Source organism: Arenibacter aquaticus (genome assembly GCF_003957295.1).
GTDB classification, from domain to species: domain Bacteria; phylum Bacteroidota; class Bacteroidia; order Flavobacteriales; family Flavobacteriaceae; genus Arenibacter; species Arenibacter aquaticus.
In genome coordinates this window covers 988-25,873 of the sequence record NZ_RQPJ01000021.1, presented here as the reverse complement: position 1 = coordinate 25,873, position 24,886 = coordinate 988, and the positions used below count along the sequence as shown (strand labels likewise).

Annotated in this window: 19 protein-coding genes and 2 pseudogenes; 20 read left to right on the top strand and 1 reads right to left on the bottom strand. The window is 36.3% G+C overall.

Features of this window, described 5'->3' with window-relative positions:
• Positions 1–449: 449 nt before the first annotated feature.
• From gmd to EHW67_RS15990, 20 genes and pseudogenes are all read left to right on the top strand, one after another.
• Complete coding sequence (gene gmd / locus EHW67_RS16090; RefSeq protein ID WP_126163415.1) at positions 450–1,568, top strand: GDP-mannose 4,6-dehydratase; 1,119 nt, start codon at positions 450–452, stop codon at positions 1,566–1,568.
• 47 nt (positions 1,569–1,615) lie between these two features.
• Positions 1,616–2,002, top strand: coding sequence for a GxxExxY protein (locus EHW67_RS16085; protein ID WP_126163414.1), 387 nt, complete (start codon positions 1,616–1,618; stop codon positions 2,000–2,002).
• Between the two features lie 79 nt (positions 2,003–2,081).
• The gene (locus EHW67_RS16080) at positions 2,082–3,032 is read left to right on the top strand and encodes a GDP-L-fucose synthase family protein (RefSeq protein WP_126163413.1); all 951 of its coding nucleotides are present in this window, start codon (positions 2,082–2,084) and stop codon (positions 3,030–3,032) included.
• A 1-nt stretch (position 3,033) separates the two neighbouring features.
• A pseudogene (locus EHW67_RS16075) lies at positions 3,034–3,834 on the top strand (nucleotide sugar dehydrogenase); the annotation flags it as partial.
• A gap of 6 nt (positions 3,835–3,840) precedes the next feature.
• Positions 3,841–4,560: pseudogene (locus EHW67_RS21030) on the top strand (NAD-dependent epimerase/dehydratase family protein); the annotation flags it as partial.
• Positions 4,561–4,792: 232 nt separating this feature from the next.
• On the top strand, positions 4,793–6,085 hold the full coding sequence (locus tag EHW67_RS16060; protein WP_126163410.1) for an oligosaccharide flippase family protein: 1,293 nt from the start codon (positions 4,793–4,795) through the stop codon (positions 6,083–6,085).
• Positions 6,086–6,099: 14 nt separating this feature from the next.
• Positions 6,100–7,047, top strand: coding sequence for a glycosyltransferase family 2 protein (locus EHW67_RS16055; protein ID WP_158285137.1), 948 nt, complete (start codon positions 6,100–6,102; stop codon positions 7,045–7,047).
• 157 nt (positions 7,048–7,204) lie between these two features.
• Positions 7,205–8,335 (top strand): glycosyltransferase family 4 protein, encoded by a 1,131-nt coding sequence (locus EHW67_RS16050; RefSeq protein ID WP_126163408.1) that lies wholly within the window; start codon positions 7,205–7,207, stop codon positions 8,333–8,335.
• Complete coding sequence (locus EHW67_RS16045) at positions 8,332–9,486, top strand: glycosyltransferase family protein (protein WP_126163407.1); 1,155 nt, start codon at positions 8,332–8,334, stop codon at positions 9,484–9,486. Before EHW67_RS16050 ends, EHW67_RS16045 begins: the two co-directional genes overlap by 4 nt.
• Complete coding sequence (locus EHW67_RS16040; RefSeq protein WP_126163406.1) at positions 9,467–10,438, top strand: CgeB family protein; 972 nt, start codon at positions 9,467–9,469, stop codon at positions 10,436–10,438. The genes EHW67_RS16045 and EHW67_RS16040 overlap by 20 nt, the downstream gene beginning before the upstream one ends.
• Before the next feature lie 3 nt (positions 10,439–10,441).
• Positions 10,442–11,539 (top strand): DegT/DnrJ/EryC1/StrS family aminotransferase, encoded by a 1,098-nt coding sequence (locus EHW67_RS16035; RefSeq protein WP_126163405.1) that lies wholly within the window; start codon positions 10,442–10,444, stop codon positions 11,537–11,539.
• Positions 11,532–12,182 (top strand): LbetaH domain-containing protein, encoded by a 651-nt coding sequence (locus EHW67_RS16030; protein WP_126163404.1) that lies wholly within the window; start codon positions 11,532–11,534, stop codon positions 12,180–12,182. Before EHW67_RS16035 ends, EHW67_RS16030 begins: the two co-directional genes overlap by 8 nt.
• Complete coding sequence (locus EHW67_RS16025; protein ID WP_126163403.1) at positions 12,175–13,314, top strand: glycosyltransferase family 4 protein; 1,140 nt, start codon at positions 12,175–12,177, stop codon at positions 13,312–13,314. The genes EHW67_RS16030 and EHW67_RS16025 overlap by 8 nt, the downstream gene beginning before the upstream one ends.
• Positions 13,307–14,587, top strand: coding sequence for a hypothetical protein (locus EHW67_RS16020; RefSeq protein ID WP_126163402.1), 1,281 nt, complete (start codon positions 13,307–13,309; stop codon positions 14,585–14,587). Before EHW67_RS16025 ends, EHW67_RS16020 begins: the two co-directional genes overlap by 8 nt.
• Positions 14,584–15,720: a glycosyltransferase gene (locus EHW67_RS16015; protein ID WP_126163401.1), complete on the top strand. Its 1,137-nt coding sequence runs from the start codon at positions 14,584–14,586 to the stop codon at positions 15,718–15,720. The genes EHW67_RS16020 and EHW67_RS16015 overlap by 4 nt, the downstream gene beginning before the upstream one ends.
• Positions 15,721–15,790: 70 nt before the next feature.
• Positions 15,791–17,500 carry a carbamoyltransferase family protein gene (locus EHW67_RS16010; RefSeq protein ID WP_126163400.1) on the top strand — a complete coding sequence of 570 codons (1,710 nt, stop codon included), beginning with the start codon at positions 15,791–15,793 and terminating at the stop codon, positions 17,498–17,500.
• A gap of 11 nt (positions 17,501–17,511) precedes the next feature.
• Positions 17,512–18,267: a glycosyltransferase family 2 protein gene (locus EHW67_RS16005; protein ID WP_126163399.1), complete on the top strand. Its 756-nt coding sequence runs from the start codon at positions 17,512–17,514 to the stop codon at positions 18,265–18,267.
• A gap of 231 nt (positions 18,268–18,498) precedes the next feature.
• Positions 18,499–19,266, top strand: coding sequence for a polysaccharide biosynthesis/export family protein (locus tag EHW67_RS16000; protein ID WP_126163398.1), 768 nt, complete (start codon positions 18,499–18,501; stop codon positions 19,264–19,266).
• A 3-nt stretch (positions 19,267–19,269) separates the two neighbouring features.
• Positions 19,270–21,645: a GumC family protein gene (locus EHW67_RS15995; protein ID WP_126163397.1), complete on the top strand. Its 2,376-nt coding sequence runs from the start codon at positions 19,270–19,272 to the stop codon at positions 21,643–21,645.
• 516 nt (positions 21,646–22,161) lie between these two features.
• Entirely contained in the window at positions 22,162–22,449 is a 288-nt protein-coding gene (locus EHW67_RS15990) for a GIY-YIG nuclease family protein (RefSeq protein WP_126163396.1), read from the top strand.
• 611 nt (positions 22,450–23,060) lie between these two features.
• Here the strand turns inward: EHW67_RS15990 and EHW67_RS15985 are convergent.
• On the bottom strand, positions 23,061–24,221 hold the full coding sequence (locus EHW67_RS15985) for an OmpA family protein (protein ID WP_126163395.1): 1,161 nt from the start codon (positions 24,219–24,221) through the stop codon (positions 23,061–23,063).
• Between the last annotated feature and the right edge of the window lie 665 nt (positions 24,222–24,886).

The window sequence follows — 24,886 nt, the reverse complement described above, 5'->3', positions numbered from 1 at the left end:
AATAGAAGTCCGTTTAAGCTTGTACAACTTGAAGAAACAGTAAAGTTTAAGGAAGGAATAAAAAAAGTCCCCTTTAGGCCTGTGCCGCCCTTTTGGCGGTAGGATTTAGGGGTAGAACAAAATAAAAGCCCCCCTTTAGGCCTGAGCCGCTCTTTTGGCGGTAGGATATAGGGGTGGAACAAAATAAAAAACAATCTCAATTTCCTAACCCCGACCCTAAAGGGTGGAAATTGAAACTAAATATGAAAATAGAAGTCCGTTTAAACTTGTACAACTTGAAGAAACAGTAAAGTTTAAGGAAGGAATAAAAAAAGTCCCCTTTAGGCCTGTGCCGCTCTTTTGGCGGTAGGATTTAGGGGTAGAACAAAAAAGTAAAAAAATATGTTGTTGATTTTAAAGAAACAACAAAAAGTACATAGCAAAATATATAATAGTTAAAAATAGGTCAATTGGAAAAGAAAGTAGCATTTATTACAGGAGTCACCGGACAGGATGGCGCGTACTTAAGTGAATTCCTTTTAAAGAAGGGGTATGAAGTACATGGTCTAAAACGGCGTTCTTCCCTATTCAATACAGATCGGGTAGATCATTTATACCAAGATCCCCATATTGAAGATCGTAATTTTATTTTGCACTATGGGGATATGACCGATAGTACCAATCTTATCCGATTAATACAAGAGATTCAGCCCGACGAAATCTATAATCTGGCCGCAATGAGTCACGTGCATGTGTCTTTTGAAATGCCAGAATACACAGGAAATGCGGATGGGTTAGGTACCCTAAGAATTTTAGATGCGGTACGTTTATTAGGGTTGGAAAAGAAAACTCGTATCTACCAGGCTTCTACCTCGGAATTATATGGGAAGGTGCAGGAAGTACCGCAATCCGAAACTACCCCTTTCTATCCCCGCAGTCCCTATGCCGTAGCCAAAATGTATGCATATTGGATTACCGTAAACTATAGGGAAGCCTATGGCATGTATGCCTGCAACGGTATTTTATTCAATCATGAATCGCCCATACGTGGGGAAACCTTTGTTACCCGTAAGATTACCAGGGCAACCGCCCGTATTGCTTTGGGATTACAGGATAAATTTTATTTGGGAAATTTGGATGCGCAACGAGACTGGGGACACGCCAAGGACTATGTACGTATGATGTGGATGATCCTACAAGCAGAAGAAGCAGAGGATTGGGTAATTGCTACCGGAAAAACCACTCCGGTTAGGGAGTTTGTTAGAATGTCCTTCGCCGAAGTAGGTATCGAATTGGAGTTTAGAGGCGAAGGGGTAGACGAAAAAGCTTTTGTAAAAGCCTGTAACAACCCAGGATACCAATTGCCCATAGGTAAAGAAGTTTTGGCCGTAGACCCCAAATACTTTAGACCTACCGAGGTAGATCTTTTAATAGGAGATCCTACCAAAGCCAGGACCAAACTAGGATGGGAGTGCAAATATGAACTTAAGGACTTGGTAAAGGATATGATGCAAAGCGATGTTAAGCTGATGCAAAAAGACCAATTCCTAAAAGATGGTGGTTATCAGATCATGAATTATTACGAGTAATAAAAACGCGGATTACACGGATAAAAAAAAGGGATTACACGGATTAGATGTCACCACTACTACACGAGGAAGAAACTTATAAAATTATTGGGGCGTGTATAAATGTACATAAAGCTCTTGGTAATGGGTTTCTTGAGTCGGTTTATGAGGAGGCCTTAGAGATAAAGCTCATAGAAGCGAAGATCCCATATAAAAAACAACATCGGTTACGAATCTCTTATAATGGAGAATTATTGGATAAATATTTCATTGCCGATTTTCTATGTTTTGATAAAATAATCATAGAGATAAAAGCTGCTGAGTTTATTCATAAAAAAATGGAAGCTCAGGTAATAAATTACCTTAAAGCAACCAAATCAGAAGTTGGTTTATTGATAAATTTTGGAGAGACCAGCTTAAAGTGGAAACGCTTTATTAATACTCCTTCGGTGTAATCCGTGTGAAATCCGTGAAATCAATAATTCAACCTAGAAGTATAATATATTATTTAAGTTACCCATTAGCACAAAAGCTATGAATAAGAACACAAAAATATACATCGCCGGACACCGAGGTATGGTAGGCTCTGCAGTATGGAGAGCCCTGACGGCTGCTGGCTACACCAATTTAATTGGAAAAAGCAGCAAGGAACTGGACTTACGCAACCAACAAGCAGTGAATGCTTTTTTTGAGACCGAAAAACCAGAAGCTGTAATAGACGCTGCGGCACGTGTGGGCGGTATTTTGGCCAATAACGATTTTCCATATCAATTTTTAATGGAAAATCTGCAGATACAGAACAACCTGATAGATGCGGCACATAAAAATGAGGTAAACAAATTTATCTTTTTGGGAAGTTCTTGCATCTACCCAAAATTGGCGCCACAACCATTAAAGGAAGAGTATTTGCTTACGGATAGCCTAGAGCCCACCAACCAATGGTACGCCATTGCCAAGATTGCCGGGGTAAAAGCCTGTGAAGCCATACGTAGGCAGTTTGGAAAAGATTATGTTAGTCTAATGCCTACCAATTTATATGGGCCCTTTGATAATTTTGATCTAAAAACTTCTCATGTTTTACCTGCCATGATTAGGAAATTCCATGAGGCAAAACAAAAGGGTAATGAGCCGGTCGAATTATGGGGCAGCGGTACGCCAATGAGAGAGTTTTTGCATGTAGATGATCTGGCCCAGGCCATTTTATTTGCAATAGAAAATGTGTTGCCAGAGCATTTGTACAATGTAGGAACAGGCGTGGACCTTACTATAAAAGCTCTAGCAGAACAGATACAGGAAACTGTTGGCCATAAAGGAGAAATTGTGTGGGACAGCACAAAACCAGACGGTACTCCTAGAAAATTGATGAATGTCGACAAAATGAAAGAAGCTGGCTGGGAAGCTTCAACTCAACTGGAATTAGGCATTAAGACAACTTACGAATGGTTTGTAGATAATATTGCCGAATATAAACAGGTGAAATTATAATATGAAACATATAACTAAAATAGGAGTAATCGGTCTTGGATCCGTAGGTCTTCCTTTAGCGCGTTTATTCACAAATAAATACCCGGTAGTGAGTTTCGATATTAACCAGAATAGAATTAACGAGCTTGTTTATGGCCACGATTCTACTTTAGAAGTAGAAGATGACATTTTACTGGCGGTACTATTAAAATCTAATCTGGTTACAAAGCAAAACTCTAATTCTTCAGAGGATGAGGTCCAGTTAGTACAGACCGTAAAAACAGGTTTGAATTGTACTTAAGATCTGGATGCGATTGCTGATTGAAATTACTATGTCATCACGGTTTCTACTCCGGTAGATAAAAAAAACAGACCGGTTCTGATTACTTTATATAAGAGTAGTGAGACAGTAGTTAAAGTTTTGAAAAGGGGAGATACGGTGATCTATGAATCTGCTGTTTATCCTGGTGTAACCAAAGATGAGTGTATGCCAGTATTGGAACGTGTAAGCGGTTTAAAATTTAACGAAGATTTCTTTGTTCGATATTCCCCGAAACGTATCAATCCGGGAGATAAAGAACATACAGTAGAGAAGATCAAAAAAGTTATTCCTAGTTCTACTCCAGAAATAGGAGTAAAAGTTGATGCTTTGTATTCCTCTATGATTACTGCCGGCACTCATTTAGCGCCGACAATTTAAGTTGTAGAAGCGGCAAAAGTGATAGAGAATTCTCAACGAGATATTAATATAGATTTCGTGAATAAGCTGGCGAAGATTTTTAATTTAATGAAGATAGATACTAACGGTGTTTTGGAGGCTGCATAAGATTCAGTGCCAAGATCTATTAACGTTCGCATTACCAGTAAGGATGTAAGTGTTTCGGTTTTTTTAAACATGCTCGTTGCTGCAAGGTATGCCGGTTTTAAGCGTTTTGTTTTTGCAGCTAGTTCTTCTTTCTATGGAGATTCAAAAGTTGCCTAAGATGAAGCATGAAATTGGAAAGCCTTTATCTCCTTACGCTATCACAAAATTTGTAAATGAATTATATGCAGTTATATTTCATAAAGCATGCGGTCTTGATACAATTGGCTTACGTTATTCTAATCTATTTGGAAGAAAACAGGATCCAAACGGAGCTTATGCCGCGTTGATTCCAAAATTTGTAATTTAGTTAATGAATAATGAAAGCCTGGTGACTAATGGTGGTGGGACGTATTTACGTGACTTTACTTATATCGATAACGTGATACAAATGACCTTCTTGGTTTAGTGACCAAATATAAGTTAGCTTCTATTCAGGTTTATAATACGGCGGTAAGGGGTAGAAGCAACTTGTTAGAGTTAACTACCTTATTAAAAAAATATTTATCAGAATTTGATCCTAAGATTAGAGAAGTAGATATTAAACACGGACCGAATCGTGTTGGTGATATCCCCCATTCGTTAGCTTCTATATCAAAGGCAAGAAAAATGCTAAATTATAAACCAGGATTTAATATTGAAACTGGCCTTAAAGAAGCTGTTTACTGGTATTGGAGTAATTTGTGAAACATTACCCTTATTCAGATATTAAATTAAGTATTATTAGCAGTGAAAATGAGAAGATTAAGAATTAAACTTATTTTCAGTATAACAGTAAAATTTACTCAAAATGGAGTCTGAATCCGTATGATTGTCTCATGATAAATTTGGTAAGAACAGAGTTTATTTTCACAAAATTTCTAAAGGTTGTGTTAATACAATTAAAAAAGTTTTTCGTGTAATAAAAAATAGATGCTTTTTGGAAAAACTAATTTCATACTTTAGGAAGCTTACAATGTCTACATTTGCTAAAAATGTTTCTGTTCTAGGTTCAAGTACTTTGATAGCACAATTAGTATCTATCATTTCTGCTCCTTTATTATATAGAATTTATAGTAAAGAACAGTATGGCCTATTGGGAATATATATGGCTATTACTGGAGTAGTCGGTGTAGTTTCTACTTTGCAGTATACACATTTAATATTATTAGAAAGAGATAATGAAAGAGTAGGAACGGCTGTATGGTTAAACCGAGGACTCAACATAGGTTTTTCCTTTGTTAGTTTTGGAATTGTCCTATTACTTAGAGGTATTATTGCTAAATATTTCGAAATACCGCAATTGAAGTTTTGGTTGTTATTCTTACCTCTATCTATTTTCTTTTCTGGTCAAAGTGAAATATATCGTAAACTAGCTAACCGTGAAAATAAATTTAAAATACTGAGTATCAACAATTTATCTGTGGCTATTTTAACGCCGGCAACTTCTATTTTAATAGGAGTCTTAACAAATAGTGTAGCTGGCCTATTTGTCGGACTTTTAGTTGGACAAATTTTACCAACTATATTTTTAAAAATTTCGTTACCACAAGAGTGTAAATTTCAATTATCAAATCAGAATTTGAAATCAATAAAAAAGATGGCTAGTGAAAATAAGCATTTTTTTCTATACTCTACTCCAACAGAGTTGATTAACAGGTTTGCAAGTCATCTTCCAGTATTCGTAATTGGTGGAATATTTGGTAGTGGGTCCGTAGGAATATATAACCTATGTGTTAGAATGTTAGGCTTGCCTATTGATTTAATTTCTTCTTCAATTACAGAGGTGCTAAAACCGAAACTCTCCGTAACTTATAATTTGGATAAAAGTTGTAGAGAAATATTGATAGGTGTAATAAAACCTTTATTAATTATCGGTATTATAGGTTTGATTAGCATATTTTACTTTCTACCAGCCTTATTCGCGTTTGTTTTTGGTGAGGAATGGAGGGAGGCAGGAAAATTTGCTCAGGTACTTTCATTTTTATATCTAGCCAGATTCGTAGCTAGACCAGTGGTTTATATGTATTTCGTTGCAAGGAAACAAAAAGAATATCTTTTAATTCATTTAATATATATATTTTGTTTATTGGTTTCCTATTTTATAGCTAAAACTGGAATAAGTATTTACGAATTTTTAATTCTGTATAGTATTATTTATTCTATTATGTACATAGTACAGATATATCGTTCCTTAAAATTCTCAAAACTTGACAATTCAATTTATTCTTAATGTTAATAATGGATATGAGTGTTAGTATAATAATTACAACTTTTAATGGAGAAAAATTTCTGAATTCAATAATAAGTACTATTGAGCCCTATTACCGTGAAAACTATGAAATCATAATGATTGATGATGGTAGTGAAAGGGAGGATAATACGCTTAAATTGTTTTCCGAAAGATTTCCAAAGGCACTGTGTAAAAAACAGTCTAATAGTGGTGTGGCCGCTGCACGAAATACGGGCGCTAGAATGGCAAGTAAAGATTATTTGCAATTTATAGATATAGATGATGCAATTTCTCCATCTAAGTTAGGTAAACAGTTAAAGAAAGCGAAGCAGGAAAATGCGGATGTTGTATATTCTGATTGGAGAATGGTTATATACTACGACAAAAACCATATCGTTGAAAATCCAATTATAATTTCGGGAGAAAAAACCGATTATATAGAATCTCTTTTGGAAAAATGGTGGAATCCATTTCACTCTTATCTTATAAGAAAGAGTAGTTATTTGGCCATAGGGGGCAGTAATGAAAAGCTGGTAAACGCTCAAGATTTTGATGTAATGGTAAGATTAGCCATTAATAACTATAAATTTAGTTATGACCCCGGCCTTCATAGTTTCTATTATCGGTATGTCAATACTAGGAGCCTGGCTAGAGGACCAAGGAAGAAATATTGGTTGGATACCATCGATGTTATTTGTAAGGCAATTTATTTATTAAAAATTGAAAATAAGCTAATTTATGAATATCAACGAGCTGCTGCTTTAAGACTTTTTTTAGTTGCTAGAAATGTATATAGAATTGATAAATCATGGAATAAGGAGATAATGCGAAAAATTTACACACTAGATCCTAATTTTAAACCTCTTAATCAATCAATAAAATTTAGACTATTATATAATACAATAGGATATAATAATACTGAAATGTTGCTAAATACTACTTTAATCAAATTGCTAAAATAAGGCTTTATAAAAAATCTATTTACAATAGAATGGAGTTAATATAAATATTTCATTATTGGTGTAAGAGTATTTAGTTTTGAATGAATTATTTTATCTAATATTAATACATATCAGTTTTAATCACGGTAAGTGATCTTATCAAATAATCAATAAGATTTTGAAAAAATTTCGATTTATATATATATCTAATACTGAACTTAAGGAATCAGGTGGTGGTGGGTCAGGTGTAAATTCTGCTACCTTCAATAGGTTAAAACTTCAATATTATAATTTAGATTATATTCTAATAAAGCAGAAAATTGACTTATTGTCAAAATTCAAGTCGGTTTTGCTCAAAAAAATAGGGGTAAAAAGAAATTATCATCATTTTTCTGAAAAAAGTTTGAATAACGTTAAAACTTCGTTTGATTTAAAACTACAAAATTTGAAAAAAGCTGATTTTCTTTTTTTTCATGGATTCACACCATGGATTAAAATTAAACCTAGCAAACCTTATTTCTGTTTTAATGATGGTAGTTTTTACACATACCTACATACTTCCAATAATCCGAATGAATTTTCGAATAAAGATACAAATCGGATTTTCCTTCATGAAAAACAATGGCTCGAAAACGCTGAGAAGGTTTTTTTTAGATCCAATTGGGCTCTTGAGCAAACCAAGAAGGCATATAATATTAAAGGAGAGAATTTCCTCAATGTTGGGGTTGGTGGGGCTATAGCAATACCTAAAAAGGATATGCATCAAGGAGGTCGTGATTTTCTTTTTATATCAACTGATTTTTTATCTAAAGGAGGACAAGTTGTTATTGAAGCCTTTAAAAAAATAAAAAGCCAAAACTCTGATGCAAACCTATGGATAATAGGGGACAATAAAGGAATGGATTTAAAGGGGACTACGGGTGTCAATTACTTGGGTTTTTTTAATAAAAACAATCCGGAACAACAAAAGAAACTATATGAAATATTTGAAAAAGCATTTACGTTAGTTTATCCAACCCTTAAGGATATAAATCCCCTTGTAGTTATTGAATTATCTTATTTTGGTTGCCCTATAATTGCATCAAATAAATTTGCAATACCTGAGTACGTAATAGATGGTAAGACTGGTTTTTTAATTAACGATCCTAGAGATGTAGATGAAATTGCACATTTAATGAATAAAGTGTTGAAAATGTCAAAAACTGACTACCTTAAAATGAGAAAAAATTCGCGAGAATTTGGGGTTGGAAAAAATACTTGGGATAAAGTTGTTGAGAGAATTATAGTACAGATTAACTCTAACATTTGAAAGAACAAACTAGAATGTCTAAATCTCTGTTTATAATACATTTTTTGCCAATTGAGCTTTATCCGCCAGTATTAAACTTTACTCAAGTTATTTCGGATGATTTATCTCCTAAATCTAACCTAGAAGTATTTTTATTAACAACTAAGCCTGAAAACAATTTAGATCCATACAGTTGTAGTAATGTTAATATTCTTAGATATAGGGGTATAGAGTTAGGTATGAGCTATCCGAGAAGATTATTACAGTATTTTTATATTTATTTAAATTTTTTAATCCAACTACTAACTAAAAGACCAAAAGTAGTGATGTATTACGGAACTTTTTCGTCACTACCAATCTTCATATATTCAATTTTATATAAAAGTGTCAAAGTTTATATCCATTATCACGAGCTATTTACATTAGAACAATTAAAGACAGGAAGAGGCAGAATGTTACATAGGATATTAAATAAACTGGAAAATAAGCAACTTTATTCAAAGGCACGTTGGATATCCGAAACTAATATGTACCGCTTGAAAATATTCCTATCTCAATATAATATTAATTATAACCCTGACAATCATAAAGTTCTACCTAATTATCCTCCTAAAGAATGGATTGAGAGGTCCTTATTCAAACCTAAACACGATTTAATTAAACTTGTTCATATTGGTTCATTATCCATGGAAGGCATGTACATAGCAGAGGTACTTAGTGCATTTGGGAATAACAAGAAATATGAAATATATTTTTATTCACATTCAACGAATGAGATAATAATTCAAAAATTAAAAAGTTACAAGAATGTACACTTTATGGGAAGCATCAATTATGATGAATTAATCCAGCTTAAAGGTTTATACGATGTAGGATTGGTTTTATATAAAACTAAATCGTTAAATTTCACGTATAACGCACCTAATAAAATTTTTGAATACCTAGCATTAGACTTAGATGTTTGGTGCTCGGATAAGTTGGTAACTGCAAAAGACTATGTTATCTCTAATACATATCCTAAAATGCTAATGGTAGATTTTGAGAATCTAGCGACATTAAATATTTCAGATGCATTGAACAAAGAAGGGTTAGAATACAAAAATAGCCCGTATTTTTGCGAAACCGTTTACAAACCCTTATCGCTTCAAATATATGAAGATATTAATACCTAATTATAACTTGCCAGACAGTTTTGTGGATAATGTATCGTTTACTCTAAGAACAATGGGGCATGAGGTTATTAACATGGGAGAAGTTTCTGTATCTAAAGCTTATTCTAAAATTTTAAAAACGGTAAAAGACCTACACCAAAAAGCATTTCCACAATTATCTAAACAGGAAAAGTTTATTCTGTCTACTATTCAAATAACATCAGTAGATGTTTTATTGTCACTTACTCAATGTATTGATGAAGAAGTGCTTTTTGAATGTAAAAAGAAAAATGTGACCACCATATCATGGTGGGGCGATACAGCTGCTAACATGCAAAAACATGGTTTGTTTTCAGATTATTGGGACTTCGTATATATAAAGGATATTTATGCAACACAAAAACTTAAGAGTTTAGGCATCAATGCAGAACAACTTTTAGAGGCCATGAATCCGGCCTGGCATAAACCTTCACATCAACAAACCAATACAGATCTTGTTATTGCAGGTTCTTTTTATGACTATAGACAGTTTATTACTAAGAAGTTAATTCAAAACAATGTAGATGTTGCATTATATGGTCCCCCTTTACCACGATGGGTTTTTCCAGAAATAAAGAAACAACATACTCAAAAGTATATTGTTAAAGAGACGAAAGCAAAAGTGTTTGGCTCAGCTTTGGGCGTTTTAAACTCTACCGCGATGAGTGAATTTGATTCTGTAAATTGTAGAGCATTTGAAATCGCAGGTTGTGGAGGTTTACACATTTTGGAAAACAGAAAATCCATTGAAACCTGCTTTGAACCAGGAAAGGAAGTGTTGGTCTATAATACTTTTGAGGAATTATTAGAAATTATAGACTTTGCAAAAAAACAACCTAAAGAAATTTTAAAAATTAGAGAAGCGGCCTGTATACGAGCTCATTCAGAACATACTTATAAAAAAAGATTAGAATACATTTTATCAAAAATTTAAAAAATGTTTATACCAATATCACAACCGTCAATTACTCAAAAAGAAATTGATTATGTCACAGATGCTGTTACGTCAACCTGGATTTCTAGTCTTGGGAAATACATTGACCGCTTTGAAGCAGAATTTGCAGATTTTTGTCAATCCCGCTATGCTATCTGTGTAAGTAATGGTACTGTGGCCATTCAATTGGCATTGGCAGCCTACGATATTGGAAAGGGTGATGAAGTTATCATGCCTAACTTATCGTTTGTTGCTACCGCTAATGCGACGCTTCACAGTGGCGCTAAGCCGGTATTTGCCGATGTGGATCCCGTAAATTTATGTATCGACCCCACTAAAATTGAGCATTTAATTACTCCAAATACTAAGGCTATAATGCCGGTGCATTTATATGGACATCCCGCTCAAATGGAGGCTATTTTAGAAGTAGCAGGTAAACATAATTTATTGGTTATTGAAGATGCGGCAGAGGCACACGGGGCTACTGTAAATGGTAGGCCAGTTGGTTCGTTAGGGAACTGTGCTACCTTTAGTTTTTATGGAAATAAAAATATCACTACAGGAGAGGGCGGTATGATTACGACTAATGACGAAGATTTTTATAACAAATGTAAATATCTTAGAGATCATGCTATGAGCAAGGAAAAACGCTATTGGCATACGGCTCCTGGCTTCAATTTTAGGATGACTAACATTCAAGCCGCTATAGGTTGTGCGCAATTAGAGCGTGTTGGTGATTTTATGGCTAAACGTCAATTGATATTTTCATGGTATAAAAAGCACCTCGGTGAGATAAACAAGGTGAGCTTAAACAAAACGAATGATTGGGCTACAAATGCCTATTGGTTAATTTGCTTAGAACATAAAGATTGGACCGCTACAGATAGGGACCAATTTATGACCGATTTAAAAAAACATGGAGTGGATTCTCGACCCTATTTTTACCCTATGTCTCAAATGCCTTATATAAACGAAAAAGTAGATACACCAGTATCAGATATGGTTTCTCAACGTGGTATTAACTTACCAACCTTTTTCGATTTGGAAGAATCTCAAGTCAAGTTTATTTGTGATGTCTTGAAACAATTGTTCAATGCGTAATCAATTTAAAAGTTTATTTGAATCATTGATCCGAAATATAGGGGGGGCTTTAGGGAGAAAGTTGAGGTATTTCTATTATAAAACTCAGTTTAAAGCATGTGGAACGAATATAATTATAGAAGAGGGTGTTTTTATCGAAAATCCTAACTCAATGAGTTTAGGAAATGATATTTGGATTGATAAAGATTCTATTTTATTAGGAGGACCATTCAACTCTATAGGCCGGAAATTTTATAGGAAAGGATTAGAAGAAATAAATTGGGGAGATTTAATACTAGGAGATAATGTACATATTGCACCGTTTAGTTTAGTACAAGCTCATGGAGGAGTGAAAATTGGAAATAATGTAACCATTGGTTCTGGGTCTAAAATATATAGCTTGTCTCACCACTATAAAAATTTGAATGATAAATTGGATACCAGACGTTACTCTTTTTCATCCATGGCTCCAAAAGATGAGCAATTTTTAATTATAGGAAATGTATCTATTGGAGATAACGCTGCAGTTGGTTTAAACTCTGTATTATTACCCGGTTCTAAAATTCCGAATGGGACTTGGGTTGCCGTGTCTAGTGTGTTAAATGGAGGTGAAATAATAGAAGAGAATTCAATATATTCGTCAAGGACTAAAAATAATGAATAAAAAAATTTTGTACTTATCTCCTGGTTGTTTTGATAAAGGAGGCATCAGTCGGTACAACCGTTATCAAATTAACACTTTAAAAGAAATTGCAGGAAAGGAAAACGTAAAAGTATTCTCCTTATTACCTCCTCAAGAAGGAGACTTTGAAGACCATTTTGACGTTACTTGGCATGCATGGGGTATTTCAAAATTGAGCAAATTGGCTTATGTATATAAAGTATTGTTTATCTTCTGGTATTGGAAACCAGATATAATATGGTTGGGACACGTAAATCTCACAGAAATACTAGTAAGATTTAATTTATTTTCACCTGCCAAAACTGTTCTGAACGTTTATGGTTTAGAAATTTGGAGTGGTTTGAGACCAAAAGTAGAAGAGGGCTTTAAAAAAGTAGATTATGTGGTTTCAGATTGCCATTTTACCGCAAAATACATTGAAGAAAATGGCTTTAGGGTTAAAGATTCAACAGAAGTTATATGGGATTGTGTTGATTTAAAAAAATTTGCACCTCTAAAATCATTGGATAATTTTCATATAAAATACAACATTCCAGATCCTAAAAAGAATCCTTGGGTATTAAGTTTAGGTCGTCTATCCTTTTCTGCAGCACACAAAGGCTACGAACGCTTAATTGAAGTGTTTTCTGAAGTAGGTAAGGAGGATAATAGGTCTGTGTTAATTTTTGCTGGTAAAGGGGATATGATTGATCATTTAAAGGATCTAGCAAAGAAATTTAATGTCTCAGAGCGTGTTTATTTCTCTGGAATGGTCCATGAGGATGATATGCCTAAATTTTATAGTGCAGCGCATGTCTTTTCTCTAGTTTCAGATAGAGGGGTAGGACGAGGAGAAGGCATCCCATTAACACCATTGGAAGCCATGGCTTGTGGAGCGCCAATAATTGTAGGTAATCAAGATGGTTCTCAAGAAGCAATATTTGAATCACGCAATGGATATTGTATCGATCCTTTTGATCTAAACAACCACGTTAATTCATTATTAAATATATTAAACTCTAAAGAGGAGTTTGAAGATAAATCTAAGAATGCAATTTCTGTGGCCAATGAACACTTTTCATATAGGGGGTTTAAGCAAAAACACATAACGTTTTTAAACGAAATAAATGATTGAATTTTTTCTTGTTTTTGCGTTTTTTCTTTTATGTTACACACTTATTAAGAACATAGGAAAAACATTTCCATTATTTGAATTAACTGCTGTTTTGTATTTGTTACAATATGGAATTGCCCCCATGCTAGAGTATAAATTTGGTGAATTAGGAAGTATGTCTGTTCCTATTGACGAATATTTGCCTTTTGGTACATTCGCAAGTTTATCATTTATCACTGGATTATTTGTTTTTACACCGAAATTGAGTTTAAAACCACTAAAAATAAATCCTGAAATTGCATCAAGATTAGGTCGGGTATTTTTGACAATAGGCTTACTAAGTAGTTTTGCCATGTTAATTCTTCCTGATTCGTTGAGATCTATTGTTACCTTTTTTATAATATTAAAATGGCCTGGTGTATTTAGTTTGATCTTTTCTCAAAAGAAAATTGATAAATTTCTTGTTGTTATTGTATTTTTAGAAATAGCCATCTCAGCAATTTTAAATGCACTTTTGATAGAGTTTATAGTCTTCTCTATTTTTATGCTGATGTATATTAGTCTTAGATATACCATCTCAAATAAAATAAAAATAACAATGGCATTATCTGCGATGTTGTTTTTGACCGTATACCAAGGAATAAAAGCGGAGTATAGAAAAGTTGTGTGGGAGAATGAAGTTTCATTTATTGATAAAATAGGTTTACTTTCAGAATTAATATCCTTTAATTCGTTTAGCGCTGCTTTCAATATTGATATAGGTAATAACGATTCACTATTGCAAACCATTCATCGTTTAAATCAAGGTTGGCAAACCTCTATGGTAATGAACCATGTGCCAACAAATGTTAAATTTGAAGATGGAAGTGCTCTTTTAGAAGATGTAACTTCATCCATTATGCCAAGATTTTTGTATCCCAACAAGAGAGTGGTAAATGACTACAAGCGTTTTAATTATTATACAGGTTATAACTTAAACTCTGGAACTGCAATGACTATAGGTGTTCTGGGGGACATCTATATTAATTTTGGCTTTTTTGGGTCCTTTTTTTGTCTTTTTATTTTAGGTGCTTTTTTTTCTAGAATATCGCTATGGTTTTATAAGCAATTTGTTTATTCCAACCCTATAAACATTATATGGTTACCATTTATTTTTAGTTATTTAATTAGACCAGGAAATGAATTTTATATGGTTCTAAATCATTTATTCAAAGCATTGATAGTCTTTTTTGTAGTTAAAAAAATTGTTTATCCATATTTGATTAAAAATCTGAAGCCAAAACTAGTAGTTTGAAAGAACGAACTAAAATATTAATTACCATCGATTGGTTTTTGCCAGGTACACGTTCTGGAGGGCCTGTACGCTCTTATGCCAATATGATTGAACATTTGGGAAAATACCACGATTTTTTGATTATCACTAGAGATACTGACTATTGTTCAGATGAAGTATATGATTCAATTCAATCAGACGCTTGGAATAGAATAAATAACTATTTATCTATCTACTATTTTTCAAAAGCAAACCTAACGAAAAGTAATCTAACCTCCCTAATTAAGAGTACGAACTTTGACGTATTGTATGTTAACGGTATTTATAGTTATTTTTTTTCAATACTACCTGTCCTGTTAGTTAGTAAGAAACATAAAATTATTGTTTCAGCTAGAGGAATGTTAAACACTCAGGCTTTCTCTGTAAAGAAGTTCAAAAAAACAACATTTATTTCTATAGCCAATTTCATCAACTTTTACAAGAATGTTGAATTTCATGCCACGAATGAAGATGAATCAGCTCAGATTGGTTTCCACATTAAAAATTTTAAACGTATGCATGTGGCACCAAATCTTCCCCGAAAAACAAAGGATGTAACCGTTCCTAAACATAAACAAACTGGCCCCACCCGCTTTGTCAATATCGCGCGAGTATCTGTAGAAAAAGGGACTTTGAAAATGATCGATTCCCTAAAAAACATAACATCTGAAATTATTTTGGATATTTTTGGTCCAATATACGATTCTGAATATTGGAAAAGATGTCAAAAACAGATAGACTGCCTCCCGGAAAATGTAAAAGTACAATATAAAGGAAGCCTTCCTAGTGAAGATGTGCCAAATGCACTACGTAACTACGATTTTTTCATTTTGCTTTCAGAGGGAGAAAATTTTGGTCACGCCATTCTTGAAGCATTTTCAGCGGGTTGTCCTGTTATTATTTCAGATCAAACGCCTTGGAAGAAACTTCAGGAAAGGAAAATTGGATGGGATTTAGATTTAAAAAATATCAAAAAAGTTTCTGAGACAATTACAGGTGCTGCATCATTGCCAAAAGAACAATATTTCATCATGTCAAAGGCTGCGATAGATTTTGCAGATAATTTCATAGAAAACCCTGAAGTTTTGAAGCAAAATCTTCAGCTATTTCAATAAATGTTACTTTTCAATCACCAATTATATTTTCAAAAACTATTTAATTTTTTTTACTTATAAATAACAAAATATGTACGTTTTAGGAATAAATGCTTATCATGCAGATAGTTCTGCTGCACTATTGAAAAATGGAGAGGTAATTTTTGCCACTGAAGAAGAGCGGTTTGAACGCATCAAACATTGGGCAGGTTTACCTTTAAAATCAATTGCATTTTGTTTAGAAGCTGAGGGTATTTCAATTAATCAGGTGAGCGCTATTTGCATAGGTCGAGACCCGAAGGCTAAGTTAAAGAACAAAATAAAATATACACTCAGCAATAGGAAAATAGCTCTGGGTATGTTTAAACAACGATTTTCTAACAGAAATGATTTACAATCCATTGAAGATCAAATTTCAAAAACTTTTGGTTATTGCCCTCCAGTTAAATATGTCGAGCATCATCGTGCACATTTGGCTTCTGCATTTTTTTCTAGTCCTTTTGATGAAGCCACAGTTGTATCTATTGATGGTTCGGGCGATTTTACAACAGTAATGATAGGTAAAGCTGAAAATAATACCATCGAGGTAGTGGAATCTCAAGATTTCCCAGTAAGTATTGGAATTTTTTATTCAGCATTCACGCAATTTTTAGGATTTCCATATTATGGTGATGAATATAAAGTGATGGGGCTTTCACCTTATGGTCAACCAACTTATTTAGAAGAAATGCGAAAAATAATTTGGTCTGGTAAAAAAAGGATTTTAGAATGGGATAAAAGTTATTTTGATTTAGAAGGTGGTGTGATTTCTTACGAAAACAATATGCCTGTAGTCAGTACCCTTTATAACAAAGATAAATTAGAGCCATTATTTGGTAAGAGTAAAACAAAAACGGATTCTTTTGATCAACGTCATAAAGACATAGCTAGCAGTGTCCAAAAAAGAACAGAAGAACTCATATTTGAAATCTTAACGCGTGCTTTTGAACTTACTGGCTTAAAAAACGTCTGTATTGCGGGCGGTGTTGCACAAAATAGTGTTGCTAATGGTAAAATTTTAAACCATACTCCTTTTAACCAGCTATACATACCCAGTGCAGGCCATGATGCTGGCATTTCAATGGGGGCAGCACAATATTATTATTTTAATGATTTGAAAAAGCAGCGGAATGCACCATTATACAATGCGAACTTAGGTATTTCATTTACCAATACCCAAATAAAGGAAATCCTAGATGACATGAACTTGAAGGCTACCTTCATGGAAGATGAACAGCTATTTGACTATTTGGCAACCCAAATAAGTAAGAGTTCAGTTGTAGGATTTTTTGATGGTAGTGCAGAATTTGGCCCACGAGCATTAGGAAGTCGTTCCATTCTTGCTGATCCAAGAAACGAGAAGGCACAACAACTATTAAATGAGAAAATAAAAAAGCGGGAGTCGTTTAGGCCATTCGCTCCTAGTATTTTAGAAGAATTTGGTTCTGAGTATTTTGAAAATTACCAATTCACCCCATTTATGGAACGTGTATTACCAATAAAGAAGGAAATGAGATCACGAATTCCCGCCGTAACTCATGTCGATGGTAGTGGTAGGTTACAATCAGTCAACAAGGAATTAAGACCACGGTATCATGCACTGATTACAAAATTTAATGAAAAAACGGGTGTGCCAATACTTATTAATACATCATTCAATGAAAATGAACCAGTGGTAAACCATCCCAAGGAGGCTTTAGATTGTTTCTTTAGAACAAATCTAGATGTTTTAGTATTGCAAAATTACGTCCTTATAAAATAGCTTATATCGCAATGAAAATTTCAATCATAACTGCCTCATATAACAGCGCCAAGACCTTAGAGGTTTGTATGAACTCCGTCCTAAATCAGGATTATGAGCATATCGAATATATTATTATTGATGGAAAATCCAAAGACAATACACTCAACCTAATCCAGTCAAAGGCAAAAAACCACCCCAATATTGTCTTTATATCAGAATCAGATAATGGCATTTACGACGCTTTGAACAAAGGCATAGGAAAAGCTACCGGCGAGGTGATTGGGTTTGTGCATTCGGATGATTTTTTAGCAGATAATTCCATAATTTCACAAATAGCCGAAGCTTTTAAATCTGAAATTATAGATGGCGTATATGGTAATCTGCATTATGTACAATATAATGATACTGATAAAATAATTCGTAACTGGATAAGCCAACCCTACTCCCCAAAATTATTGAAACGTGGTTGGATGCCTGCCCACCCTACCCTATTTCTAAAAAAGGATATATATATTAAAAATGGGCAGTTTAATTTGGATTATAAAATTGCTGCTGATTATGATTTTATTCTTAGGGTCTTCAAACAAAAAATTCTCACTTTCAAATACTTGCCCATAACCATCACCAAAATGAGAGTGGGCGGGGCTAGCAATAGAAGCTTGCGCAATCTCATCAGAAAGACTAAAGAAGATTACAAAGCCGCACAAGCAAATCACATCTCCTTTCCTCTAAGAGTTATTTTTCTGAAAAACTTTTCCAAAATTCCACAGTGGTTCTCTAAATAATTTTTCAAACTGCTATTCTCTTTCTTTTGTGCCATGATAATTAAATTAACCAAAAGGCATGTAAATAATAGATATTTAAATCATTGGTATTATGATAGCTCTTCCTATAATAAAAATAGTGACGCCCTACATCCATTAATACAACTAAGGGTTGGTACATCTTGTCAAAAACCCTAAATTTGCCGGCTACGACCCATATCGCATTAACCTCATTGGAATAAAACAATATTAATGAAGAAATCCCTAACCCTTTTAGGCCTCCTACTACTCATCCTACAATCCTGCGCCTCCAAAAAGGACATCCTCTATTTTCAGGATGCCCAGACGATGGCGCCACAACAGATACAATATGAGAATCCCAAGATACAAACCAACGATATTCTGGACATAAAAGTATCGGCCCTAATCCCAGAAACTGCCTTGCCCTATAACAAACAAAATGCAAACAATTCCACTTTGGGGAGTAGTCTAGAACTACTAAAATTACAAGGGTATTTAGTTTCTACCCAAGGGACCATTCTGTTACCTATATTAGGGACCTTAAAAGTAAAGGACAAGACCACGGCCCAATTGGAAAACCAATTACAAGAACTATTGGAAGCGGGTGGGCACCTGGTACAGCCTGCCGTAAGCGTACGCCTGCTCAATGCCAAGGTCACTGTCTTGGGCGAAGTAAATCAACCAGGTACCTATAGCTTTACCGAACAGCAGATAAGTCTGCCACAGGCCCTGGGCTATGCGGGCGACCTCACCATTAATGGGGAACGCAATAACATTATGCTCATCCGGGAAGAAAATGGAGAACGTAGCGTGGCCCATATAGACCTGACCAAAACAGACTGGTTTAACAGTCCCTATTACTATATAAAACCCAACGACTTTATTGTAGTGAACCCCAATGGCCCCAAGGTAAAAAGCGCTGGCTTTGTAGGCAATACCGGTACCCTTATCTCCGTGGCCTCCCTTATACTCACCTCTATTGTATTGATTACCCGATAAGCTATGAAAGAATCTCCCTACATACTGGAAGAATTTGAGGAAAAAAACTCCCTACACCTTAAAGAGGAACTGTTAAAATACCTCCGCTATTGGCCCTGGTTTCTGGGCACTGTTATTCTTACCGTGGTGGCCGCCTTCTTTTACCTAAAATACGCCTCGGTCACCTACACTTCCGTGGCCAAGATAAAGATTGTGGACGAATCCAAGGAGATGAACATCGCCACCGATGCCATGTCCCTGCTCAGCGGAAAACCCCAAATAAATCTGGAAAACGAGATAGAAGTCTTAAAATCCTACCGTCTTCTAAAACAAGTGGTAGCCGAATTGCAGCTAGATGTTGCCTATTACATAGAAGGCAATATAAAAACTGCTGAGGTCTGGGATACACCCTTTGTGATAACCAAACAAATACCTCAAGAAAGTTTTAAGACTTCTAAGAGCTATACCATTACAATGAGTTCCACAGATTTCACCATTACGGACGAAGGGGGAAAGACCTATAAGAGTAGTTTTGAAAATACTGACGGTGCCGTGGATAGCCTACCTTTTAATATAGCACCTAAGGAGAATGCCACCAATTACGAAGGCATTACCTTTAAGGTAGTGTTAGTACCCCTAAAACAAGCTGTTATGGGCCTTCGTGGTCAATTACAGGCGAATGCCACGAACAAAAACTCAGACATTCTCTCTCTTTCTATGGTTGGTGAGAGCAAGGAACGTTCCGAAGCCATTCTAAATACCATCATAGACAAGTTTAACCAGGATGGCATATTGGACCGCCAATTGGTCTCCAAACGTACCTTGGATTTTATAGACGATCGTTTTATTTTCCTTACCCAGGAATTGGATTCCATTGAAGGCGATAAAAAATCCTTTAAACAGGAAAACAACCTCTCCTACATAGAGGCCGATGCGGGTATTACCCTCAAGAAAAAGTCGACAGCTGAAGAGGAATCCTTTAGGTTGGAAACCCAAATTGCTCTCTCCAAGCTTTTACAGCAAACCCTTGCCCAAGAAGCCGCCTATAGCCTGCTCCCGGCCGATATTGGCTTGGAGAACTCTGGCATCAATTCCCTGGTATCAGATTATAACCAACTGGTATTGGAACGCGATAAGCTGGTGGCCAGTGCCGGGGAAAACAACCCTACCCTGCTGGTGATCAACAGCCAGTTACAGCGCACCAAACAGAACATTTTGCAAACGGTAGGCAGCTACCAGCAGCAGCTTCAGGTCTCCAGGGCACAGCTACGGCAGGAAGAAAGACTGGCAGGCGCCTCCTTCTCCCAACTGCCCGAAAAAGAGCAATTGTTACGTGCCATAGAACGCCAACAGAGCATTAAGGAAAACCTTTTTCTCTTGTTATTGCAAAAACGCGAGGAGGCCGCCATTAGCCTGGCCGTTACCGCCCCCTCAATTAAGGTGGTAGACTATGCCCTTACCTCCAATATTCCGGTTTCCCCAAAAAAGAAACAGATTATGGCTATGGCCCTTCTATTGGGACTTTTACTGCCCTTCGGCGTCTTATACCTCCGTTTTACCCTGGATACTAAAATTCACGAAAGGGCAGATTTGGAAAAAGAAAACCCGGAAATACCGGTGCTGGCAGAGATTCCTTTTTTGGAAGACCATAAAACTTTTGTAGAGGCCAATGACCGCTCCATTTTGGCAGAATCTTTCCGTATCCTAAGTACCAATGTGGATTACCTCCTGCCCAAAAAAGACAATGGGGAAGGACAGGTAATCTATGTATCCTCTACTATTAAAGGGGAAGGAAAAACATTGGTAGCCCTAAACCTATCCCTGGCTTATGCCAGTATCCACAAAAAAGTACTGCTCATTGGGGCCGATATGAGGAACCCACAGCTGCATAACTATTTTGAGGTAGACAAGAATGTACAGGGATTGGCAGACTACCTCTATGATCCGGAACTAAACTGGAAAGACAGTATACACGAGGGCTATAATAAAATTCCCTACCACAAGGTATGCTTTAGTGGTAGCATCCCCCCCAATGCCCCACAGCTATTGTCCGGGGGTGGCTTTGAAAAATTTATCAATGCCGCCAAACAGGAGTTCGACTATATTATTGTAGATACGGCCCCCACAATTCTTATTACGGATACCCTTTTAATCTCCCAGCACGCCGATGCCACCCTCTATGTAACCCGTGCCGGTTATACGGACAAACGACTGTTGGAATTCTCCAAGGAACTCAACAAGAGCAAGAAACTGAAGAATATGGGCTATCTCCTCAACGAAGTAGGCCTTAACCGCTCCAAAGGCTATGGTTATGGCTACAATTATGGCTATGGCTACGGCTACAGTGAAGACGGTGCCAAACACACCCCTTGGTACAAACGATGGGGAAAAAGAAGCTAATTTTTTAGTCACTAGTCAGAAGGCAAAAGCCAATGGTTTAATGAGAAGAGAGAAAAGAAGCTGGAGTGAACGGTTATCAGTGAACAGTTTTCTATGGTCAGTAAACAGTCTTCAGTAAACAGTTGCTTTTACCTTATTAACTGACGTCATTGCGAGCAAGCCTACCGCTAGGTAGGCGTGTAGCCGAGAGGCAGACAAAGCGTGGCAATCTGCTTCTTACAATGGACAATAAACAATGTGGAGAGAATAATCTTCAGTAAACAGTAAACAGTGGTCAGTTGCTAGTCATTAGGCATAAGCCATTAGCTAAAAGAGCTAAGAAAAAAGAGAAGAGAGAAAAGAAGCTGGAGTGAAGAGTAATCAGTAAACAGTTGTAAGTTAACAGTAATCAGTTGCTCAAACCTTAATAAATGCCGTCATTGCGAGCAAGCCTTCCGTCACTTCGAGTGATTTTGCACAACGAAGTGGAGCAAAATTGTATCGAGAAGCAGACGGGAAACAAAAAAAAGCCCAATTATGAAATTGTCTTATGTATACATTTTAAAATGTTCGGATAATTCATATTATACTGGGGTTACATCCAATCTGAACCAAAGGATATTCCAACATATTTCAGGAGCTCATACGGATAGTTACACCTATAAAAGACGACCGATTTCATTGGTATTTTTTGCCGAATTCACGGATATAAATCTTGCCATAGAAACTGAAAAACAAATAAAAAAATGGTCCAGGGCAAAAAAAGAGGCATTGATCAATAACGAATTCGAAAAGCTGCCCAACTTAGCCAAGAAACGTTTTTAACCCCATCGCTTAAACCCGCCTTCCGTCACTTCGAGTGATTTTGCACAACGAAGTGGAGCAAAATTGTATCGAGAAGCAGACGGGGAAACACAAAACCAGTTCTCGATACAACGTACCTACGGGTACGCAGGCCTGCTTTCAGCTACGTCACTTCGAGCCCGCCTTTCGTCACTTCGAGTGATTTTGCAAAACGAAGTGGAGCAAAATTGTATCGAGAAGCAGACGGGGGAACACCAAACCAGTTCTCGATACAACGTACCTAACGGCACGCCACTCGAACTGACGACTATTCAAACCTTAATGTCTAAACCGTCACTTCGAGCCCGCCTTTCGTCACTTCGAGTGATTTTGCAAAACGAAGTGGAGCAAAATTGTATCGAGAAGCACTCGAACTGACGACTTTCCATAACCCTATATCAATTAGCAATAAACCCTCAACAATACCTCTTACCTCCAAAAAATCACCCGCTACTGTCAGATTATTTCTAACAACAGCGGGTGTTTCTATGTCTTATTACTTCCTGTAAACCCCTGTCCCCTACTTTTCCGTCACGGCCTAGGTAAATATACTTCCATGGGAAAAGGGCGTCTGGGAGGCTTAATTTGTTTTTTTAAAAATCGATTATTTCAAAATCGGACCTTCGGTTAATCTTATGCTTGGCTTCCGGATTTTGCTCAGTTGCATCCGGTTCTACCAACAAGCGTGTCTCTCCAAAGCCTTCTCCTTGTAACCTACTGGCATCAATGCCTTTCTCCTCTACCAAATAGAGAATTGTTCTTTTCACCCTTCTCTTGGACAACCACATATTGTACTCATCCGTTCCCCTGGAATCAGCGTGCGAATTGACTTTTAAACTGAGGCGGGGATTTGCTTTCAAAATGTCGGCAAGCTTATCCAACCGCTGCTTGTCTGCCTTGCCTAAATAAGAGGAATTAAGGTCAAAGTGCACCATACCAATCTCTTTTAACTGCTTTTCAATAGCCGTCCGCTTTTCGGCTTCGCTTTTCCCCTTATCTTGGGCGGCCAAACGTGCCTGCTCCTGCTCCCTGGCCAATTGCTCAGCTCTAAGTCTAGCCTCTTCCTCCGCTTTCTTGGCCGCGTTAATGGAGTCTGTTTTACGTTGGGCCTCATTGATACGGGCCAATTTTTTTATTCCCTTTCCGGAAAGTCCCTTTTCTATTCCCAAGCGATATACAACACCAACAGCATGTTGTAAATGGTTGCCAGCACCACTGCCCATGCCCCATTTTCCAGAACTGTTGATATCCAAACCAAAACGATCCGAAAACCAGGTCCTAAAGCCCACAACAGCGTTGTAGGTTCCCGTAAACTCGTCATTTACGTCCGCATATCCAAGGCCTACCCCTACGTAAGGATCAAAAAAACCGGTATCTCCAATAATCTTGTTCAGGTCATAGCTCAACCTGGTATCAAATGCAAGATAATCGGTTTCCACGCTGTTTACAGCGCCATTAATAATTTTCCCCACTTTATATTTGTTGTAGGTTATAATACCTTCAAACCCCAAACCACTTTCAAAATACCGTCCAATACTCACTCTGGACGGAAAAGCCACAGCATTCCAATTCTCCTTAAAATCAAATAAGCCTTCGCCCCTATAGCCAGAATCATCCACAAAATTATACCCCAGCCCCAACATCCAGGAGCTTGTAACGGTATAATCCTTGGAGGACATACGTAATTCTTGAGCGGAATTGATATTAAAGGAAATCATCCATAAAACAACTAAAATAAGCCTGTAGATTTTCATTTAAATAAAAGTGTGTTGGTTAAAAAATAATACGTTGATAATCAGCTAACATAAAAATTGCCCAAGATACAATTATTATCCATATAAGACCAATAATAAATGGGCTTGCTATAGCTATGCAGCCCAACAAAATAACCTGTCTTCTGTAAACAGTGGTCAGTAATCCGTGGTCAGTCAACCGTAATGAGTAAACAGTTCTCAGTAGTCACTAGGCAGAAGGTAAAAGGGCAATGAGCTAAGAAAAAAGAGAAGAGAGTTAAGAAGCTGGAGTGGTCAGTTTTCAGTAAACAGTGGTCAGTAAACAGTATTCATTACGTCATTGCGAGTGAGTCTGCCGTCAGGCCGGCGTAGCGCGGCAATCTGCTTATTTATGGTAAGATTGCTTCGTCGCAAAAGCTTCTCGCAATGACGCCCATTCAAATCTACATGCCCAACCTGGCCATTACGAGCCCGCCTTTCGTCACTTCGAGTGATTTTATGAAGCGTAGCGGAAAAAAATTGTATCGAGAAGAAGAAAGGGTTACCTCGGGTGACAAGCAGTCAATTAACAATTAGCAATTTTCCACATTGCTTCATAAACCCATTGCTACATTTTCACATTGGTACATTTTCACATTGCTACATTTTCACATTAACCAATTTCCACATTGACAATCCCTTAACCG